Source organism: Pseudomonas sp. FBCC-B1565, assembly GCF_059133265.1.
The window spans coordinates 1,980,451-1,996,849 of the sequence record NZ_CP101438.1 but is presented as its reverse complement, the minus strand read 5'-3'; the positions used below and the strand labels follow the sequence as shown (position 1 = coordinate 1,996,849).

Genomic DNA, 16,399 nt, shown 5'->3' with positions numbered 1-16,399 from the left:
ATGCCCAAAGGGCGATAAAAAATTAAAGGAAAAAATCCATGCGGAAATAGATCGGCGCTTCACGTTCCGTGATCGGGTCCGGTCGTTCCAAAGAGTGTGCAAAGGTCACCGTGGCCGCGACGTTCTTGCCGCGTGCAAACAGTTCCAGGGAATTGCTGGTCATGCGCCCATGCTGTTCGGCGTTGTAGCGACCGTGGCGGATCACGCCTTGGTCGTAGCCGAGGCTGGTGCCGTATTCGTTGAACGCCGGCTGCAGCCACGCCCAGGTCACCGGGCGGCTCCAGCGCAGGTCGTTGCGCCAGTAGCCGCCGCTGTCGCCGGCCAGGCTTTGGTCCTTGTAGCCACGAATCGAGGACTGCCCGCCGAGGCTCATGCGTTGCGGGCTGAACAGCACGTCTTCGCTGCGCTGGCCGGTCATCAAACTGCTGAAGCTGAATGACTCGCCCCACAGCTTGAAGGGGTACAGGTAGCTCACCGTCGCGGTGTATTTGCGGTAGCGCGCATCGGCCTGGCCGGGGCGTGGGTTGTGGTTGGCCTGGGCGTCGAACGCGCCAATGCCGTCCTGCATGCCCAGGTCGATGTTAAGGAACGAGCCGCCAATACGCCGGCCATGGTTGATGCCGAACTGGGCTTCGCTGAGGCGGTTGCTGCTCAGGGCGAGCTTGCTGTCTTCGATGAAGTTGTTGGTGCGCAGGTAGGCAACGCCGGTACTGAGGGAGGTCTTGCTCAGGGCGTCGCGGTGGACGACCCGCTCCAAGCGCAACTGGTGGCTTTGGCTGTCACCGGACTGCTTGAAGTTGAAGCCGCTGGCCTGGGCCAGGGAGCGGTATTCAGTCTCGCTGTAGCTATAATTGAGGTTCCACCAGCCAAACGGCAGGTTGTAGTTGAGCATCGAGTTGCGTGAGGTTTTCTGGTGATCGCTGACGGCATCGTGGCCGCCACGCAGGGAGAGTTGGTCAGCCAGGCCCAGCGGGTTATCCCAATCGAGACTGGCGCCCCACTGTTGTTCGCCGGTGCTGCGTTGGCCGCCGTTGTGGCGAGATAGGCCCACGCGCCAAGGTTTTTGCGAGGTGTTTTTGACTAGCACTTCGCTGCCGCCGACGTCCTTGCCCGGGGCCAACTCCATCTGCGCCTGGTTCGATGGCAGGCGGTTCAACTGGTCGACCATCTGCTCGATTTCGCGCAGGTTGAGCAAGTCGCCGGTTTTGCCGGGGAAGGTCATGGCCAATTGGCGATCGGTGATACCGCTGCCCTCCTCGCTCTTCATTCCTTCCAGGCGGCCTTCAATCACCTGCACCTTCAGGTTGCCGCTGGAGAGGTCCTGTTGTGGCAGGTAGGCGCGGCTGGTGACCAGGCCTTTGCCGAGGTAATGGTCGGTGATGACTTTGAGCAACTCGTTGAGCTGCGGCACGCCGAGGCATTGACCGATGTAGGGTTTGAGCAGGCTGTTGCGCTCGCTTTCGGACAGGGCGTCGGCGCCGCTGAGTTCGATGGTGTTGATGGGGAAGCAGCGGGTGTCGGCAGGAACTGATGGTTTGGCTGGGGCGGCAGTTTTGCCGGGCAGGTCTTTGAGTTCTTCGAGGCGGCGTTGCTGCTCTTCGAGCAGGCGGTCCTGACGGTCGCGGATCAGGTCGGTGACCCCGGGCGTGTTTTGCACAGGTGCGGCGTGGGCTAGCCCAGCGGTCCCCAGACAAAAAAAAGCGGACAGCAAGCCGAGCCTGGTCCGACGTACAGAACGCCACATTTCTAGATCCCTCTATATGGCATAGCGCCATTATTCGGCGGCGATGGTATGATGGCGATTTAGTGGCGTCAATTAAATGTACAATTTTGTTCAAATGCCGATACAGGACCCGAGAAAGAATGCCATCGCACAATCATGGCAATTCAAAGGCAGCCAGATCGCCCATCAAGAAAGCGTTGTTGAGATGGGCAGGGAAACGAATCTACTGGGATGAAAGCGCCAGAAATATAGGAGCATTCCTAAAAAAACAGAGACATTTCCTACATGACTAATCGACTGGGCGGTGGTGAAGGTAGCGTTGAATTCAGCCACCAACCCACGCAAAAAAAGCATGCATCGCTGCACGCTTTTCTCGATACTTTACGACCTCAACTCAAGTATTGGCGGCAGACGTCTACGGTGCCGGGGGCAGTCCACTTCCCTCTGAATCGTAGGATCAGAGACGGCTTCATGCGGGTCACGCTGTGCGCTTTGATCACCTCGGCCAAATCCAAGGCAAAAAAAAGCCTGCATCGCTGCAGGCTTCTCTTTATGTCGCTATCTGGCTCCACGACCTGGACTCGAACCAGGGACCCAATGATTAACAGTCATTTGCTCTACCAACTGAGCTATCGCGGAATGCGCCGTATGTTACTGATTGAAAAGGAGAAGTCAAGCTTTCTCTGGCATTCGGCGTGATTAAACCGGATGGCCGGTTGAAACCCTGTGCTCCCTGGCCAGTTCCAGCCAGGCCAGGGCGGCGGGTGGCAGGTGGGCGCTGGCGCGCCAGGCCAGGGCGATGTGCCAGTCGGTGTGGGGTTCGTCCAGGGGGATCAGGGCGATGCCGGGGTGTTGGTGTTTGTGCGCCAGCATGCGCGGTACGAAGGCTACGCCCAGGCCGGCGGCGACCAGGTCGATGATGAAGTCGATCTGCCCGCTGCGAGCGGTCACCTTCGGGTTGACGCCTTTGCGCTCGCAGGCAGCGAGGATCTTGGCGTTGAGGGCAAAGCCGGCTTCGAACAGGATGAACGGCGAATCGGCCAGGTCGGTAAAGTCGATACGTTCAAGGTCGGCCAGCGGATGGCTGATGGGCAGCACGGCCATCAACGGTTCGTTGCGCACCGGCTGGTAGTCGAAGTCTTCGTCCACCGGCAGCAGCAGCGCTGCCAGGTCGACCTCCCCCGCTTCCAGGCACTCGCGCAGTTTTTTGCTGCCGTATTCGGTGAGTTCGATGTCGATGTCCGGGTAGCGGCTGCGGTAGGTGGCGAACATGGTCGCGAACAGCACGCCGCAACCCACCGGCGGCAGGCCGATACGCAGTACGCCGCGCTTGAGGCCACACAGGTCGTTGATCTCGGCCACCAGGTCATTGCGCTCGGCGAGCAGCACCAGGGCGCGACGGTAGGCGATTTCGCCGGCGGCGGTGAGCTCATTGCGGTGGCCGAGGCGATTGAGCAGCGGCGTACCCAGTTCGTCTTCCAGGGTCTTGACCGCCTTGCTCACGCTGGATTGGGTCAGGGACACCACCTCGGCAGCCTGGGAAAAACCACCCTGGCGCACCACTTCGACAAAGGCACGCAATGTTCTCAGGTTCATCAGTATTCCTTTGGCGACTGGCTGCCAGCGATAAAAGTTGTTTTTATCATGCCAGAGAATTGCCTATCCTGACGCCACCTTGCCCGTGGAGCCTCTAATAATGATCATCTCGTCCGCCTCCGACTACCGCGCAGCCGCCAAGCGCAAGCTGCCGCGTTTCCTGTTCGACTACATCGACGGCGGCGCCTACGCCGAACACACGATGCGCGCGAACAGTTCGGACCTGGCCGAGATCAGCCTGCGCCAGCGCATCCTGCGCAATGTCGACAACCTGAGCCTGAAGACCAGCGTGTTCGGCCAGGAACTGGACATGCCAGTCATCCTCAGCCCGGTCGGCCTGACCGGCATGTACGCGCGGCGCGGTGAAGTGCAGGCGGCCAAGGCGGCGGCGAACAAGGGCATCCCGTTCTGCCTGTCGACGGTGTCGGTGTGCCCGATCGAAGAAGTGGCGTCGCAAAGCGCGCAGGCGATCTGGTTCCAGTTGTATGTGCTCAAGGACCGCGGCTTCATGCGCAACGCGCTGGAGCGCGCGCAAGCAGCCGGTGTGACGACGCTGGTGTTTACCGTGGACATGCCCACGCCTGGCGCACGGTATCGCGATGCCCATTCGGGCATGTCCGGCCCGTTCGCCGCACAGCGACGCATGCTGCAAGCCGTCACCAAGCCGCAATGGGCCTTCGACGTGGGCCTGATGGGCCGTCCCCATGACCTGGGCAATATCTCCAGGTACCTGGGCAAACCCACCCACCTGGAAGACTACATCGGCTGGCTGGCGAACAATTTCGATGCATCCATCAGTTGGAAAGACCTGGAGTGGATCCGCGAATTCTGGAAAGGCCCGATGATCATCAAAGGCATCCTCGACCCCCAGGACGCCAAGGACGCGGTGAGTTTCGGCGCCGATGGCATCGTGGTCTCCAACCACGGCGGCCGCCAATTGGACGGCGTGCTGTCCACCGCCAAAGCCTTGCCGCCGATTGCCGATGCAGTGGGCGATGACCTCACCGTATTGGTGGATTCCGGCATCCGCTCCGGGCTGGACGTGGTGCGCATGCTCGCCCTGGGTGCCAAGGCCTGCCTGCTGGGCCGCGCCACCGCCTACGCACTGGCCGCCGATGGCCAGCACGGCGTGGAAAACCTGCTGGACATCTTTGCCAAGGAAATGCGCGTAGCCATGACCCTCACCGGCGTCACGTCCATCGCGCAGATCGACCGCTCGACCCTGGTCTAACCTTGCTGTTCGACAATCCCGCGCGCCTTGAGTTGGGCCAGTTGCTCCGGTGACAAGCCCAAGCGCTGGCCGAGGATGTCGTCGGTATGCTGCCCCAGCCTCGGCGCCGGCCGGTGATACTCCACGGGGGTGCCGGACAGTTTGATCGGGCTGCCGACCATGGCGAAATCCGGGTTCTGCGGATGGGGGATCTTCACCATCAGGTTGCGCGCGATCACCTGGGGTTCTTCCAGGGATTGCGCGATGGAGTTGATCGCCCCCACCGGCACCTTCGAGGCATGGATACATGCCACCCACTCATCGGCACTGCGCCCCAGAAAGTGCGCCGAGAGCAGCGCGACAATCTCTTCGCGATGGGCCACGCGGTCGGCGTTGCGGCGAAAGCGCGGGTCGTCCGGCAGATGCGCCAGGCCGATGCTCTGGCACAGCGCGACAAACTGGCTGTCGTTGCCGCAGGCGATGATGAAGTCACGGTCGGCGGCACGGAACACCTGGTAAGGCACGATATTGGCGTGGGCATTGCCATAGCGCTGCGGCACCTTGCCCGAGGCCAGGTAGTTCATGCTTTGGTTGGCCAAGGTCGCGACCTGCACATCCAGCAACGCCATATCAATGTATTGGCCCACGCCGGTGCGCTCACGGCTGAGCAATGCGGCCTGGATCGCCACGGTGGAATACAGGCCGGTCATCAGGTCGGAGAACGCCACGCCGACTTTTTGCGGGCCGCCGCCGGGCAGGTCATCGCGCTCGCCGGTGATGCTCATCAGGCCGCCGATGCCCTGGATGATGAAGTCGTAACCCGGCTCCTCGGCACGCGGGCCGGTCTGGCCGAAACCGGTGATGGAGCAATACACCAGGCGCGGGTTGAGCTCGGCCAGGGTCGCGTAGTCCAGGCCGTAGCGGGCCAGGGAGCCGGCTTTATAGTTCTCGATCAACACATCGGAACTCGCCGCCAATGCGCGTACCAACTCCTGGCCTTCGGGAGTGGCGATGTCGATGGCCACGGACAGTTTGCCGCGGTTGGTCGACTGATAATACGAAGCCTCGCCAGACGACTCGCCGGTGTCGGTTTTCATCCACGGCGGGCCCCAGCCACGGGTGTCGTCGCCGCTTTTCGGGCGTTCGATCTTGATCACTTCCGCGCCGAGGTCAGCCAACACTTGCCCACACCAGGGGCCGGCCAACACACGGCTCAGATCCAGCACCCGCAAACCTGTCAATGCACCCATTGTTCTTATCCTGTGAGGTTGGGAAATCAGCCGAGGCTCGGCTCTTCATGGCGCAGGGAAACCCCCAGCAGTGCCCGCCGCCGCAGCCACGGGCTGGGGCGATAGCGCGGGTCGTGGGTGAGTTCGCTCATGCGCTGCAAAATCGTGAGCAGGCGCCGTGGCCCGAGGGCATCGCCCCAGGCCAGCGGGCCGTGGGGGTAGCCCAGGCCGAGCTGCACGGCCTGGTCGATATCCTCGACGCTGGCGATGCGCTGCTGGGCAATGTCGCAGGCGAGGTTGACCACCATCGCCAAGGTGCGCTGGGCCACAAAGCCGACGCTGTCGCCGATCACCGTGACGCCCACGCCATCCGCTGCGAGCAAGGCGTGAGCGGCATCGCGCATCGCCGGGGCCGTCAGCGGGTTTTGCATCAGCGTGCGGTGGCGTGACAGGTCCGTCAGCACATCGATGCACAGCGTGCGCGCCGGGTCGGTATCGAAGCGCACGCAGGCGCTGCTGGCATCGCGGCCGTAAGGCGCCAATAGGCACAACGCCTGCGGCGACGGTTGCGCAGCGTGTTCCAGATGGGCGCCCAGGTCGATCACCAGGGCACTCAAGCGCTCGTAGTCTTGGCTGTTTTCCGTGGCGATCCACACCGGGGGCAGCGCTTGCACCGTGGGCACCGCCTGGGGGTGCGGGGCGTTGATGAGTTGGCCGTTTTCATACTGATAGAAGCCGTGGCCGGTCTTGCGTCCCAGGCGACCGCCTACCAGCATCTGCCGGGTCAGGGGCGACGGTTTGTAGCGTGGCTCCTGATAGAACTGGTTGTAGATCGACTCCATCACCGGGTGCGACACGTCCAGCCCGGTGAGGTCCAGCAGCTCCAGCGGCCCCATGCGAAACCCCGCGCCGTCGCGCAGGATGCGGTCGATATCGCCGCGCTCGGCGATGCCTTCCTCCAGCATCTTCAGGGCTTCGGTGCCGTAGGCCCGGCCCGCGTGGTTGACGATAAAACCGGGAGTGTCCTTGGCGCGCACGCCGCGATGGCCGGTGCGCGCCACCAGCGCCAGCAAGGCTTCACCGACCTTGGGCGCGGTGGCCAGGCCATCGATCACCTCCACCACGCGCATCAACGGCACCGGGTTGAAGAAGTGCAGGCCGGCCACGCGCTCGGGGTGCCGGCAACCGGTGGCGATGGCCGTGACGGAGAGTGACGAGGTGTTGGTCGCCAGGATGCAACGCGGGCTGACAATGCCTTCAAGCTGTTGCAACAGGCCGCGCTTGGCGTCGAGGTTTTCCACGATGGCTTCCACCACTAGGTCGCAATCGCGCAGGTCGTCGATGCGCTCGACCACCTGCAAGTTGGCCAACGCCGCGTCCATCGTCGCCTGACTGATCTTGCCCTTGCCCACCAGTTTGGCAAACGTGGTACCGAGGGTGTCACGGGCCGTTTGCGCTGCGCCGTCGCGAGAATCGAACAGGCGCACCACCACACCGGCCTGGGCGGCGATTTGCGCAATGCCCGCCCCCATCACACCGGTGCCCACCAGGCCCAGCGTATTGATAATGTCGGTCATGCTTATTCCCCCCGGTATTGCGGCGTGCGCTTTTCGAAGAACGCCGCAGCGCCCTCCTTCTGGTCCTTGGAGTCGAACAACAATTGGAACGCCTTGCGCTCCAGCACCAGGGCGCTTTCCAGCGGCAGGTCGGCACCGGCCAGCATCACCTCCTTGATCTGCTCCACCGCCAACGGCGGCAGCGCGGCGATCTGCGCGGCCAGTTCCAGGGCGCGGGGCAGTGTCTGGTCGTCGCTGACCATCTCGCTGAGCATGCCCATGGCCAAGGCTTCCTTCGCGCTGACCATGCAGCCGGTGAGCGCAATGCGCATCGCCTGGAATTTACCCACCGCACGCACCAGCCGCTGGGTACCGCCCGCGCCCGGCATCAAACCCAACTTGACCTCCGGCTGGGCAAACCGCGCCGACTCGCCCGCCACAATCAGGTCGCAATGCATCGCCAACTCACAGCCGCCGCCCAAGGCAAAACCGTTGACGGCCGCAATCACCGGCTTGGGGCAGCGGCTGATGGCTTCCCACAAGTATTCGGTGTGGCGGCGGTACATATCGATCGCGCCGGCAGCGGCGAACTCCTTGATATCCGCACCTGCGACGAAGAACTGTTCGCCCCCGGTCAGCACAATGGCGCGCACATCCTGGCGGCGAGCCAGTGCACGGAAATGCTCGGCGAGCGCTTCACGTACCTGGGCATTCAGGGCGTTCTTGACGTCGGGACGATGGATACGCACCACGGCCACGCCATTGTCCTGGACGTCGAGGGTCACCACGGGTGGGTTAGCGTTGGTCACATTCACTCCTGCTGCACTGTTCTTGTTAGTTGGATTACGCTAGTTTCGCTGTGCGAAATAACATTCCGCATTTGTCGATAATCATAAGTATCGACCCCGCAGGTGTAAACGTAAAAACCCGAGCTCATTCTAAAACAGTGACTAACTCGCTGTTTTACTGGGCTTTATCGCATTAAAAAATCACAACCCAAAAAGTTGCTTAGTTTCGCTGTGCGGAATACTATTTTGTTTTGTTGATTTTATAAAAAAATGAGGCTTAACATGCGCCGTCGAAACCCGGACTCGGACAACAACGAAGTCCCAGCAGGCAACAACGCTTTCGAGCATTTGTTGATTGACCCGATGCACAACGAGGAGGAGGAAGACAAGGACCGCCAGTTCGTCACCGCCCTGGCCCGCGGCCTGGAACTGCTGCGCTGTTTCACGCCGAGCGAGAGTGTGCTGGGCAACCAGGAACTGGCGCGCAAGACCGGGTTGCCGAAACCGACGATCACCCGCATGACCCACACCCTGACCCGCCTGGGTTACCTCAGGCACTTGCCCCAGTCGGGCCGGTACCAGTTGGACGTGGGCGTGATGGCCTTCGGTTACGCCATGTTGTCGAACCTGTCGATCCGCGCCGTGGCCCACCCGTTGATGGAGACCATGGCCAAGTACGCCCAGGCGGCCGTCGCGATGGCCACCCGCGACCGCCTCGACGCAGTGTACCTGGACGTGGTCCAGGGTGAAGCCAACATGACCATGCGCCGCCAGGTCGGCACACGGTTGCCGTTGCACTTGAGTTCAGCAGGCCGCGCCTGCCTGGCAGCGATGCCGGAAAACGAGCGGGAGTTCATTCTCGACCACATCCGCCAGCGTCATCTGGAGGACTGGCCGAACATCCGCAAGGGGCTGGAACGCGCCTTCCGGGACTACACCGATTTCGGCTATTGCATGTCGATCGGTGAGTGGCACCGCGATGTCAATGCCATCGCCGTACCGCTGCGACACGCACAACACGGCTTGCTGGCGTTCAACTGTGGCGGACCGAGTTTCCACCTCTCCCGGGAGAAACTCGAAGACGACATCGGCCCCCGCCTCAAGCACATGGTGAACAATATCGAGGCCGCCACCCGTTAGCTGGACCGGTGCATGGCCTCGGCAGATTGACGATAACAGGCCCGCCGGACGGGCCGCTGAGGGCTGCACATGATCCGAGACGCACAAACCCTGCATATCCTGGTGGACGCCATTGCGCAGTTCGTCGATGAAGCGCTGATCCCACGGGAAAACGAAGTCGCCGAGACCGATGAAATCCCGGCCGACATCATCAGCCAATTCCAGGACATGGGCCTGTTCGGCCTGACCATCCCCGAAGCCTACGGCGGCCTTGGCCTGACCATGGAAGAAGAGGTGACCATCGCCTTTGAACTGGGGCGCACCTCCCCGGCCTTCCGTTCGTACTTCGGCACCAACAATGGCATCGGCTCCATCGGCATCCTGCTCGACGGCACCGAGGCGCAGAAGGAGCACTACCTGCCGTTGCTGGCCAGCGGCGCACTGCTTAGTTCGTTCTGCCTCACCGAACCCGACTCCGGCTCCGACGCTGCCTCGCTGAAAACCACCGCCGTGCGCGATGGCGACCACTACGTGATCAACGGCACCAAGCGCTTTATCACCAACGCACCCCACGCCGGAATTTTCACGGTGATGGCGCGCACCGACCCGGCGATTCGCGGCTCGGGCGGTATCAGCGCGTTTATCATCGAACGTGACACACCAGGCCTGTCCCTGGGCAAGCGCGATCACAAGATGGGCCAGCAAGGCGCGCACACCAGCGACGTGATCTTCGACAACGTGCGTGTGCCGGCCAGCCAGTTGATCGGTGGCGTGGAAGGCGTGGGTTTCAAGACCGCCATGAAGGTCCTCGACAAAGGCCGCCTGCACATCGCCGCTGTCAGCGTCGGCGCCGCCGAGCGCATGCTGGGCGACGCGCTGAACTACGCGATCGAACGCAAGCAATTCGGCCAGCCGATTGCCGAGTTCCAACTGATCCAGGCCATGCTCGCCGACAGCAAGGCCGAAATCTATGCGGCGCGCTGCATGGTGCTCGACGCCGCGCGCAAGCGTGACGAAGGCCAGGACATTGGCACCGAAGCCTCCTGCTCGAAGATGTTCGCCACCGAGATGTGCGGCCGCGTGGCTGACCGCTGCGTGCAGATCCATGGCGGCGCCGGCTATATCAGCGAGTACGCCATTGAACGTTTCTACCGGGATGTGCGCCTGTTCCGCCTCTACGAAGGCACTACGCAGATCCAGCAACTGGTGATTGCCCGCAACATGATTCGCGCGGCGCAACGCTAAGCACCACCCATACCCAATGCCCTAACAACTACAACAAGGTATCGCTATGGAAGTCGCCGCATCGGCGGGCGCGTTGTCGCCTGCAAAAAGCAAACTGTGGATTGTCGTGTTCATCTTCTGCTTCCTCGGCCTGTTGATCGATGGCGCAGACTTGATGCTGCTGTCCTACAGCCTCAGCAGCCTCAAGGCCGAATTCGGCCTGACCAGCGTCGAGGCCGGCAGCCTGGGCAGTTTCACCCTGGCCGGCATGGCCATCGGTGGCATTTACGGAGGCTGGGCCTGTGACCGCTTCGGCCGGGTCAAAACCGTGGTATGGAGCATCGTGCTGTTCTCCGTGGGCACGGCGATCCTGGGCATGACCCACAGCTATTGGCAGTTCGCGAGCACGCGGTTCTTCGCCTCCCTCGGCCTGGGCGCGCTGTACGTGGCGTGCAACACGTTGATGGCCGAATACGTGCCGACCCGCTATCGCACCACCGTGCTCGGCACCCTGCAGGCCGGCTGGTCGGTGGGCTATATCGTCGCCACGCTGCTGGCCGGCTGGATCCTGCCCGAGCACGGCTGGCGCTGGTTGTTCTACGTGGCGATCATTCCGGTGATCCTCGCCGTGTTGATGCAACGCCTGGTGCCCGAACCTCAGGCCTGGCTGACCGCAAGGGCCGAGCGCGCGCAGGAGAAAGCCAATGGCACCCGTCACGCCCTGAAGAACAAGCCCGACGGCATGTTCAAGCTGATCTTCAGCGACCCGAAAGCCAGCCGCATGTTCCTGCTCTGGGCCCTGACCGCAGGCTTCCTCCAGTTCGGCTACTACGGTGTGAATAACTGGATGCCCTCCTACCTGGAAAGCGAACTGGGGATGAACTTCAAGTCGATGACCAGCTACATGGTCGGCACCTACGCGGCGATGATATTCGGCAAGATCCTCGCCGGTCTCGCCGCAGACCGCCTGGGACGACGCACCGTGTTCGCCGTCGGCGCCCTGGGCACGGCGGTCTTCCTACCGGTGATCGTGCTGTTCCAGAGCCCGGAGAACATCCTGTGGATGCTGGTGGTGTTCGGCTTCCTGTACGGGATTCCCTATGGTGTGAACGCCACCTACATGACCGAAAGCTTCGAAGCGAAGTTTCGCGGCTCAGCGGTGGGTGGGGCCTACAACATCGGCCGTATTGGTGCGGCAGTGGCACCGGCAGCGATCGGTTTCCTGGCGTCCCATGGCTCCATCGGCATGGGGTTCCTGGTAATGGGCGGCGCGTACTTCATCTGCGGCGTCATTCCTGCGTTGTTTATCCGCGATAAACAGTTCGATCCGCAAAAACAGTAAGCGCGGCGTCCGTTTGCCAAATAACTGGCGTCATTCTTCGGCGACTGTTTTTAGCGATAAAAACAGTCGCTTGATTTGTAAGGCTTTTTATTTAATTGAACGAATGTGGCATGAATCTCGCTCTAACCCTGTTCAAGCAGGTTAAGCGATGACAAGACGTGCGGCAGTGCCCAGGGGTTATAACCCATGGTAAAGCGGTCTAAACTGTAACTCATGTTTTACGGAACTGAAGGAACAGTAAGACGCTTGGCATTCGCCACTCTCATCGAGCCTGTAAGACAGTTGAGTGCTTAGAGGCGAAACGGTTATGAAAACACCTACCCAGACCCATGCAATTGACTTTGACAGTGCCAAATTGCAACGCCTGGGCTTTGGCCAACCCGCCCTCCTGCCGCGCCGCCCCACCACCGTTATCGAACTTCGCCAGCAACTGGGCCAGCAACTGCAAACCAGCCTGGAACCGGAGCGCATTCTCGCGGTGTTCTTCCGTGAGATCCAACGCCTGGTGCCCCTGGACGCCCTGCACTACCGTCACCAAGCCAGCGACCTGCGCCTGGAGTTCGGCCATCGCGGTCATCACTCGATGAGCTACAGCCTGAGCCATGAAGGCGAGCACCTGGGCGAGCTGATCTTTCGGCGCAACCAGCGCCTGCAGGAAGAAGAACTCGGCCAGCTTGAATCCCTGTTGGCGACCCTGCTCTACCCGATGCGCAACGCCCTGCTCTACCGCGCCGCCACCCGCAGCGCGCTGCGTGACCCACTGACCGAGACCGGCAACCGCATCGCCATGGACCAGACCCTGCAACGGGAAATCGACATGGCGCGCCGCCACCTCAATCCACTGTCCTTGCTGATGCTGGATATTGACCACTTCAAGAGCATCAACGACACCCACGGCCACGCCGCCGGCGATAACGTGCTGCGCAATGTGGCGACATCGATCAAGAGCCAGTTGCGTAACGTAGACATGGTGTTTCGTTATGGCGGGGAAGAGTTTCTGATCCTGCTGTCCAACACCGGTCGCGATGCGGCGGCGATGGTCGGCGAACGCCTGCGCCAGGCAGCACAGGCCCAGGATTACTGGGCGGACGGAACACGGATCGAATTGACGGTGAGCCTGGGTTGCTCGACCTTGCTGGCGGCCGAATCTGCCGAAAGCCTGCTGCGCCGGGCCGATAGTGCGTTGTACGTGGCCAAGCGCGAAGGCCGCAACCGCCTGGCGATGGCGGGGTAACCCCCGCCATCTGCTCTGCATCAGGCCTCGCTGGCAACCCGCGCCTGACGCTCACGCATCACCGCAGGGGCTTTTTCTTTCTCCAGACGCATGCAGCTTTCCAGGAACAAATACATGTAGTCATAGCTTTTGCACACAGCCTGGCGCAGTTCTGCCTGCAATGCCTTGGTCGGGTTCATCCCGGCCAGGGTGCAGATGATCTCCAGCGCTTCCCACGGGTGGGCGTCATCGTACTGGGCATGCATCTTCAACCACTTCATCGCACGCTTGCGCTCTTCCTCGGGGAAGGCCGCCGCGTAGACACCGGTGGAACACACCACGGCGGACCACTCACCGGTCGCGCCTTCGATCGCGTAGTTGGTCGCGGCAATGGCCACGATCAGCGAATCGGCAGAACTGGTGTGCCAGCACCAATGGCTGAGGGCGTGCAACTCCGGCGGCACGTCCTGGGCCTGTAACTCGTCCAGGCTCACGCCGTGGGCACGGGCCCAATTGACCCAATAATCGGCGTGGTTGAGTTCCACACGAATATTGCGCATCAGCCAGCGGCGCGCCATGTCCTCCCCAGGATGGCGGGCAAATTTGGTCTTGGTCAGGTTCTGTGCCATGTACAAGGCAAACTGTTCCACCACCGGCCAGCCACCGATCAGGTAGTGGCGCAGGGTCTTGGCGCTGAGCGTGTTGTCGCGCATGCGCTGGTACAGTTCGTGTTCGACAACTCGGCGCTTGCTCTCGCTACAGTCCAGGATCAGTTTCTGAGCCCAGGCGGGGTAACTCGAGGCTTCCATAAGCGGGCCGGTTCTGTTGAATGTGTCGATCACTGTAAGGCTCCTTTTTAAGTGTGATTGTACAGACCAGCAAAGTTTTCAGCGGAATGTGCCGGGCGCCTTGAATAACAGAGGCTGCGGCCGCACAGGTCGACACTGCAAGCTATCAAAGGTAAACAATTGCGGTCGTTCAATCAGGTAGCCCTGAGCGTAATCCACACCAATTTCGAGTAACGCCTGTTCGATGTGCGGTGTCTCGACAAATTCTGCAATTGTGCGCTTACCCATGACATGGCCGATGTGGTTGATCACTTCGACCATCGCGCGGTTAATCGGGTCGTCCAGCATATCCTTTACGAAACTTCCATCGATCTTCAGGAAGTCTACAGGTAAATGTTTGAGATAAGCGAATGAGGACATTCCGGCACAAAAGTCATCCAGCGAGAAATGACAGCCTAAGGCTTTGAGTTCATTGATAAAGCGGATCGCACTGCCCAAGTTTGCAATCGCACTGGTTTCAGTGATTTCAAAACAGATCATGCCCGGCGGAATATTGTATGTATGAAACTTCTCACGCAAAAACCCGAGGAAGTCATCATCACCAATGGTGATGCCTGACAGATTGATCGCACACATGGCCATGGGACGCCCCGGGCGTTCCTGCATGCAGCGGTTGATGATCTTGAACACATTCTCCACCACCCAGCGGTCCAGCGACGTCATCAAGCCATAGCGTTCGGCGGCCGGGATGAAGCTGTCCGGCAGGATGATACGGCCAGCCTCGTCATGCAGGCGCAGCAGGATCTCGATATGCCCATTGCCGCCGTCGGTGTGCCCCAGGGGTGAGATTTCCTGGGCGTAGAGGCAGAACCGGTTCTCCTCCAGGGCCATGTGCAGGCGCTGCACCCAGGCCATTTCGCCAAAGCGCACGGACAGTTCCGAATCGTCGGCGTGGTACACCTGCACACGGTTACGGCCCTTTTCCTTGGCCATGTAGCATGCCATGTCGGCGGCGCGCAGTGAGGTTTCCAGGGTTGTCGGGGTATGCCCAAGGTGCACCAGGCCGATGCTGACGGTGGTCATGAACGGCCGGCCCTTCCATACGAAGTGCAGGCTTTGCACGGTGTGGCGCAGGCTCTCGGCGATTTTTTCGGCCACCGCCGCCGGGCAGTTCTCCAGCAGGATGCCGAATTCATCGCCGCCCAAACGTGCCAGGGTGTCACCTTCGCGCAGGTCCGATTGCAACAACGCACAGATGTGCCGCAACAGCTCATCACCTGCGGCATGGCCACAGGTGTCGTTGACCAGCTTGAACTGGTCGAGGTCGAGGAACATGAGTGCATGCCGCCCGCCCTGCTGCGACCCCGTGGGGTGAAGCACCTGTTCCAGGCGATACTCGAACTCACGACGATTGGCCAGGCCAGTCAGGGCGTCGTGGGTCGCCTGCCAGGACAGGTTGGCGATGTATTGACGCTCCTGGGTCATGTCGTGCAACACCAGCACCGCCCCGGTCACCTTGCCGGCGCTGCGGATCGGCGCGCCCACCAGGGTCACCGAGACCGTACTGCCATCCAGGCGCTGGATGGTTTTCGAGTGCTCGCTGCCGCCGCCAAGCTGGCCCTTGACGATATGTTCGATCAAGGTAAAGCCATCGGGCTGGGCATTGTCATCCAGCAGGTTGAACAGGGCCGCCAGGGGCAGCCCCTGGGCCTGGGCAGAATTCCAGTGGGTCAGCGCCTCGGCCGCCGGGTTCATGTAGGTGATGGCACCGTCGACATCAGTGGTAATCACCCCGTCGCCAATCGACTCCAGGGTGATCTGCGCCCGCTCCTTCTCTTGTTGCAGGGCGTCGGCAAAGGCGTGGCGTTGGGCCAGCAGTTTATGCGTGCGCAACAGCGCCAGCACAATCAGGCCCAACGCCGTGGCCAGGTTGGTGATCACCAGCAGCCGCAGGATCATCCGCGAACCTTCGCCCAGGGCATCGCTGAACGCCTTGGCAGCGGGCGTCACACCTTCGTTGATGGCAGTGATATGTGCCTTCCATTGGCGCACATCGTTGGCGCTGACCTGGTCGCGGCTGATTGCACCGTGCATCTCGCGGGCCAGGTCATCCAGTTGCACCAGATAGCCATCGCCCACGGTCCACAGCTCGATGGCTTTTTCCAGGTAGCTGAAATGGCGGAAGTTGAGGTACAGCCAGATCAGGCTGGAAACGTCATCCGGGTGGTTACCGCCCTTGAGGATGCCCAGGCGCGCGGCAGCAAGATCAGGGGTGGAGCGGTCCAGGGCAATACGCAATTCATGCCCGCCCTGGGGCACGGCGATCGCCTGCTGGTATTTGAGATAAGTGGTTTCGTCGCGGTTGTCGGCATACAGCGTCAGGTAGTAGATCGCATCTTTCTGGCCCTTGGACCACAGGCTTTCGCCAGCCACATAACCACGCACCGCCGAGAGCACGTAGAGGCTGACGCAACCCAACAATGCCTGGAACAGCACCACGGCGATAAAGGGCCAGACAATGCCCAACAACCGTGGCGTTCCGAGAGTCCGCTTTTGCTTCATGAAGCCCCTTGCACATGCACTGCTGGATACGCACGCGAAACACCGCTTC

12 protein-coding genes and 1 tRNA gene are annotated in these 16,399 nt (G+C 61.4%); 5 read left to right on the top strand and 8 right to left on the bottom strand.

Annotated features, from left to right (window positions below):
* Positions 1-22 precede the first annotated feature (22 nt).
* From NL123_RS09455 to NL123_RS09445, 3 genes are all read right to left on the bottom strand, one after another.
* The gene (locus NL123_RS09455) at positions 23-1,744 is read right to left on the bottom strand and encodes a ShlB/FhaC/HecB family hemolysin secretion/activation protein (RefSeq protein ID WP_494357628.1); all 1,722 of its coding nucleotides are present in this window, start codon (positions 1,742-1,744) and stop codon (positions 23-25) included.
* A 542-nt stretch (positions 1,745-2,286) separates the two neighbouring features.
* A tRNA-Asn gene (locus tag NL123_RS09450) sits at positions 2,287-2,362 on the bottom strand.
* 60 nt (positions 2,363-2,422) lie between these two features.
* Positions 2,423-3,319 carry a LysR family transcriptional regulator gene (locus tag NL123_RS09445; protein WP_494357627.1) on the bottom strand — a complete coding sequence of 299 codons (897 nt, stop codon included), beginning with the start codon at positions 3,317-3,319 and terminating at the stop codon, positions 2,423-2,425.
* 100 nt (positions 3,320-3,419) lie between these two features.
* Here NL123_RS09445 and lldD point away from each other — a divergent pair, with 100 nt between their 5' ends.
* Positions 3,420-4,550: an FMN-dependent L-lactate dehydrogenase LldD gene (gene lldD / locus NL123_RS09440; RefSeq protein ID WP_494357626.1), complete on the top strand. Its 1,131-nt coding sequence runs from the start codon at positions 3,420-3,422 to the stop codon at positions 4,548-4,550.
* Here the strand turns inward: lldD and NL123_RS09435 are convergent.
* Genes NL123_RS09435 through NL123_RS09425 form a run of 3 tightly spaced genes read right to left on the bottom strand, consistent with a single transcriptional unit; the run spans position 4,547 to position 8,123 of the window.
* Positions 4,547-5,779 carry a CaiB/BaiF CoA transferase family protein gene (locus NL123_RS09435; RefSeq protein ID WP_494357625.1) on the bottom strand — a complete coding sequence of 411 codons (1,233 nt, stop codon included), beginning with the start codon at positions 5,777-5,779 and terminating at the stop codon, positions 4,547-4,549. The genes lldD and NL123_RS09435 overlap by 4 nt on opposite strands.
* 26 nt (positions 5,780-5,805) lie before the next feature.
* Positions 5,806-7,335: a 3-hydroxyacyl-CoA dehydrogenase gene (locus tag NL123_RS09430; protein ID WP_494357624.1), complete on the bottom strand. Its 1,530-nt coding sequence runs from the start codon at positions 7,333-7,335 to the stop codon at positions 5,806-5,808.
* A gap of 2 nt (positions 7,336-7,337) precedes the next feature.
* A complete protein-coding gene (locus NL123_RS09425; RefSeq protein WP_248483266.1) occupies positions 7,338-8,123 on the bottom strand; it encodes an enoyl-CoA hydratase in 786 nt (261 codons plus the stop codon).
* Between the two features lie 249 nt (positions 8,124-8,372).
* On the opposite strand from NL123_RS09425, the gene NL123_RS09420 reads away from it, so the two are divergent.
* From NL123_RS09420 to NL123_RS09405, 4 genes are all read left to right on the top strand, one after another.
* Positions 8,373-9,242 (top strand): IclR family transcriptional regulator, encoded by an 870-nt coding sequence (locus tag NL123_RS09420; protein WP_248483268.1) that lies wholly within the window; start codon positions 8,373-8,375, stop codon positions 9,240-9,242.
* A gap of 69 nt (positions 9,243-9,311) precedes the next feature.
* Positions 9,312-10,466, top strand: a complete 1,155-nt coding sequence (locus NL123_RS09415) for an acyl-CoA dehydrogenase family protein (RefSeq protein ID WP_248483270.1) — start codon at positions 9,312-9,314, stop codon at positions 10,464-10,466.
* Positions 10,467-10,512: 46 nt separating this feature from the next.
* A complete protein-coding gene (locus NL123_RS09410; protein WP_310864003.1) occupies positions 10,513-11,787 on the top strand; it encodes an MFS transporter in 1,275 nt (424 codons plus the stop codon).
* 307 nt (positions 11,788-12,094) lie between these two features.
* Entirely contained in the window at positions 12,095-13,021 is a 927-nt protein-coding gene (locus NL123_RS09405; RefSeq protein ID WP_494357623.1) for a GGDEF domain-containing protein, read from the top strand.
* 20 nt (positions 13,022-13,041) lie between these two features.
* Here the strand turns inward: NL123_RS09405 and NL123_RS09400 are convergent, their stop codons facing one another.
* Both NL123_RS09400 and NL123_RS09395 read right to left on the bottom strand, forming a co-directional pair.
* Positions 13,042-13,809 carry an iron-containing redox enzyme family protein gene (locus NL123_RS09400; protein WP_494358288.1) on the bottom strand — a complete coding sequence of 256 codons (768 nt, stop codon included), beginning with the start codon at positions 13,807-13,809 and terminating at the stop codon, positions 13,042-13,044.
* Between the two features lie 78 nt (positions 13,810-13,887).
* A complete protein-coding gene (locus NL123_RS09395) occupies positions 13,888-16,350 on the bottom strand; it encodes an EAL domain-containing protein (RefSeq protein ID WP_248483278.1) in 2,463 nt (820 codons plus the stop codon).
* Positions 16,351-16,399: the final 49 nt, after the last annotated feature.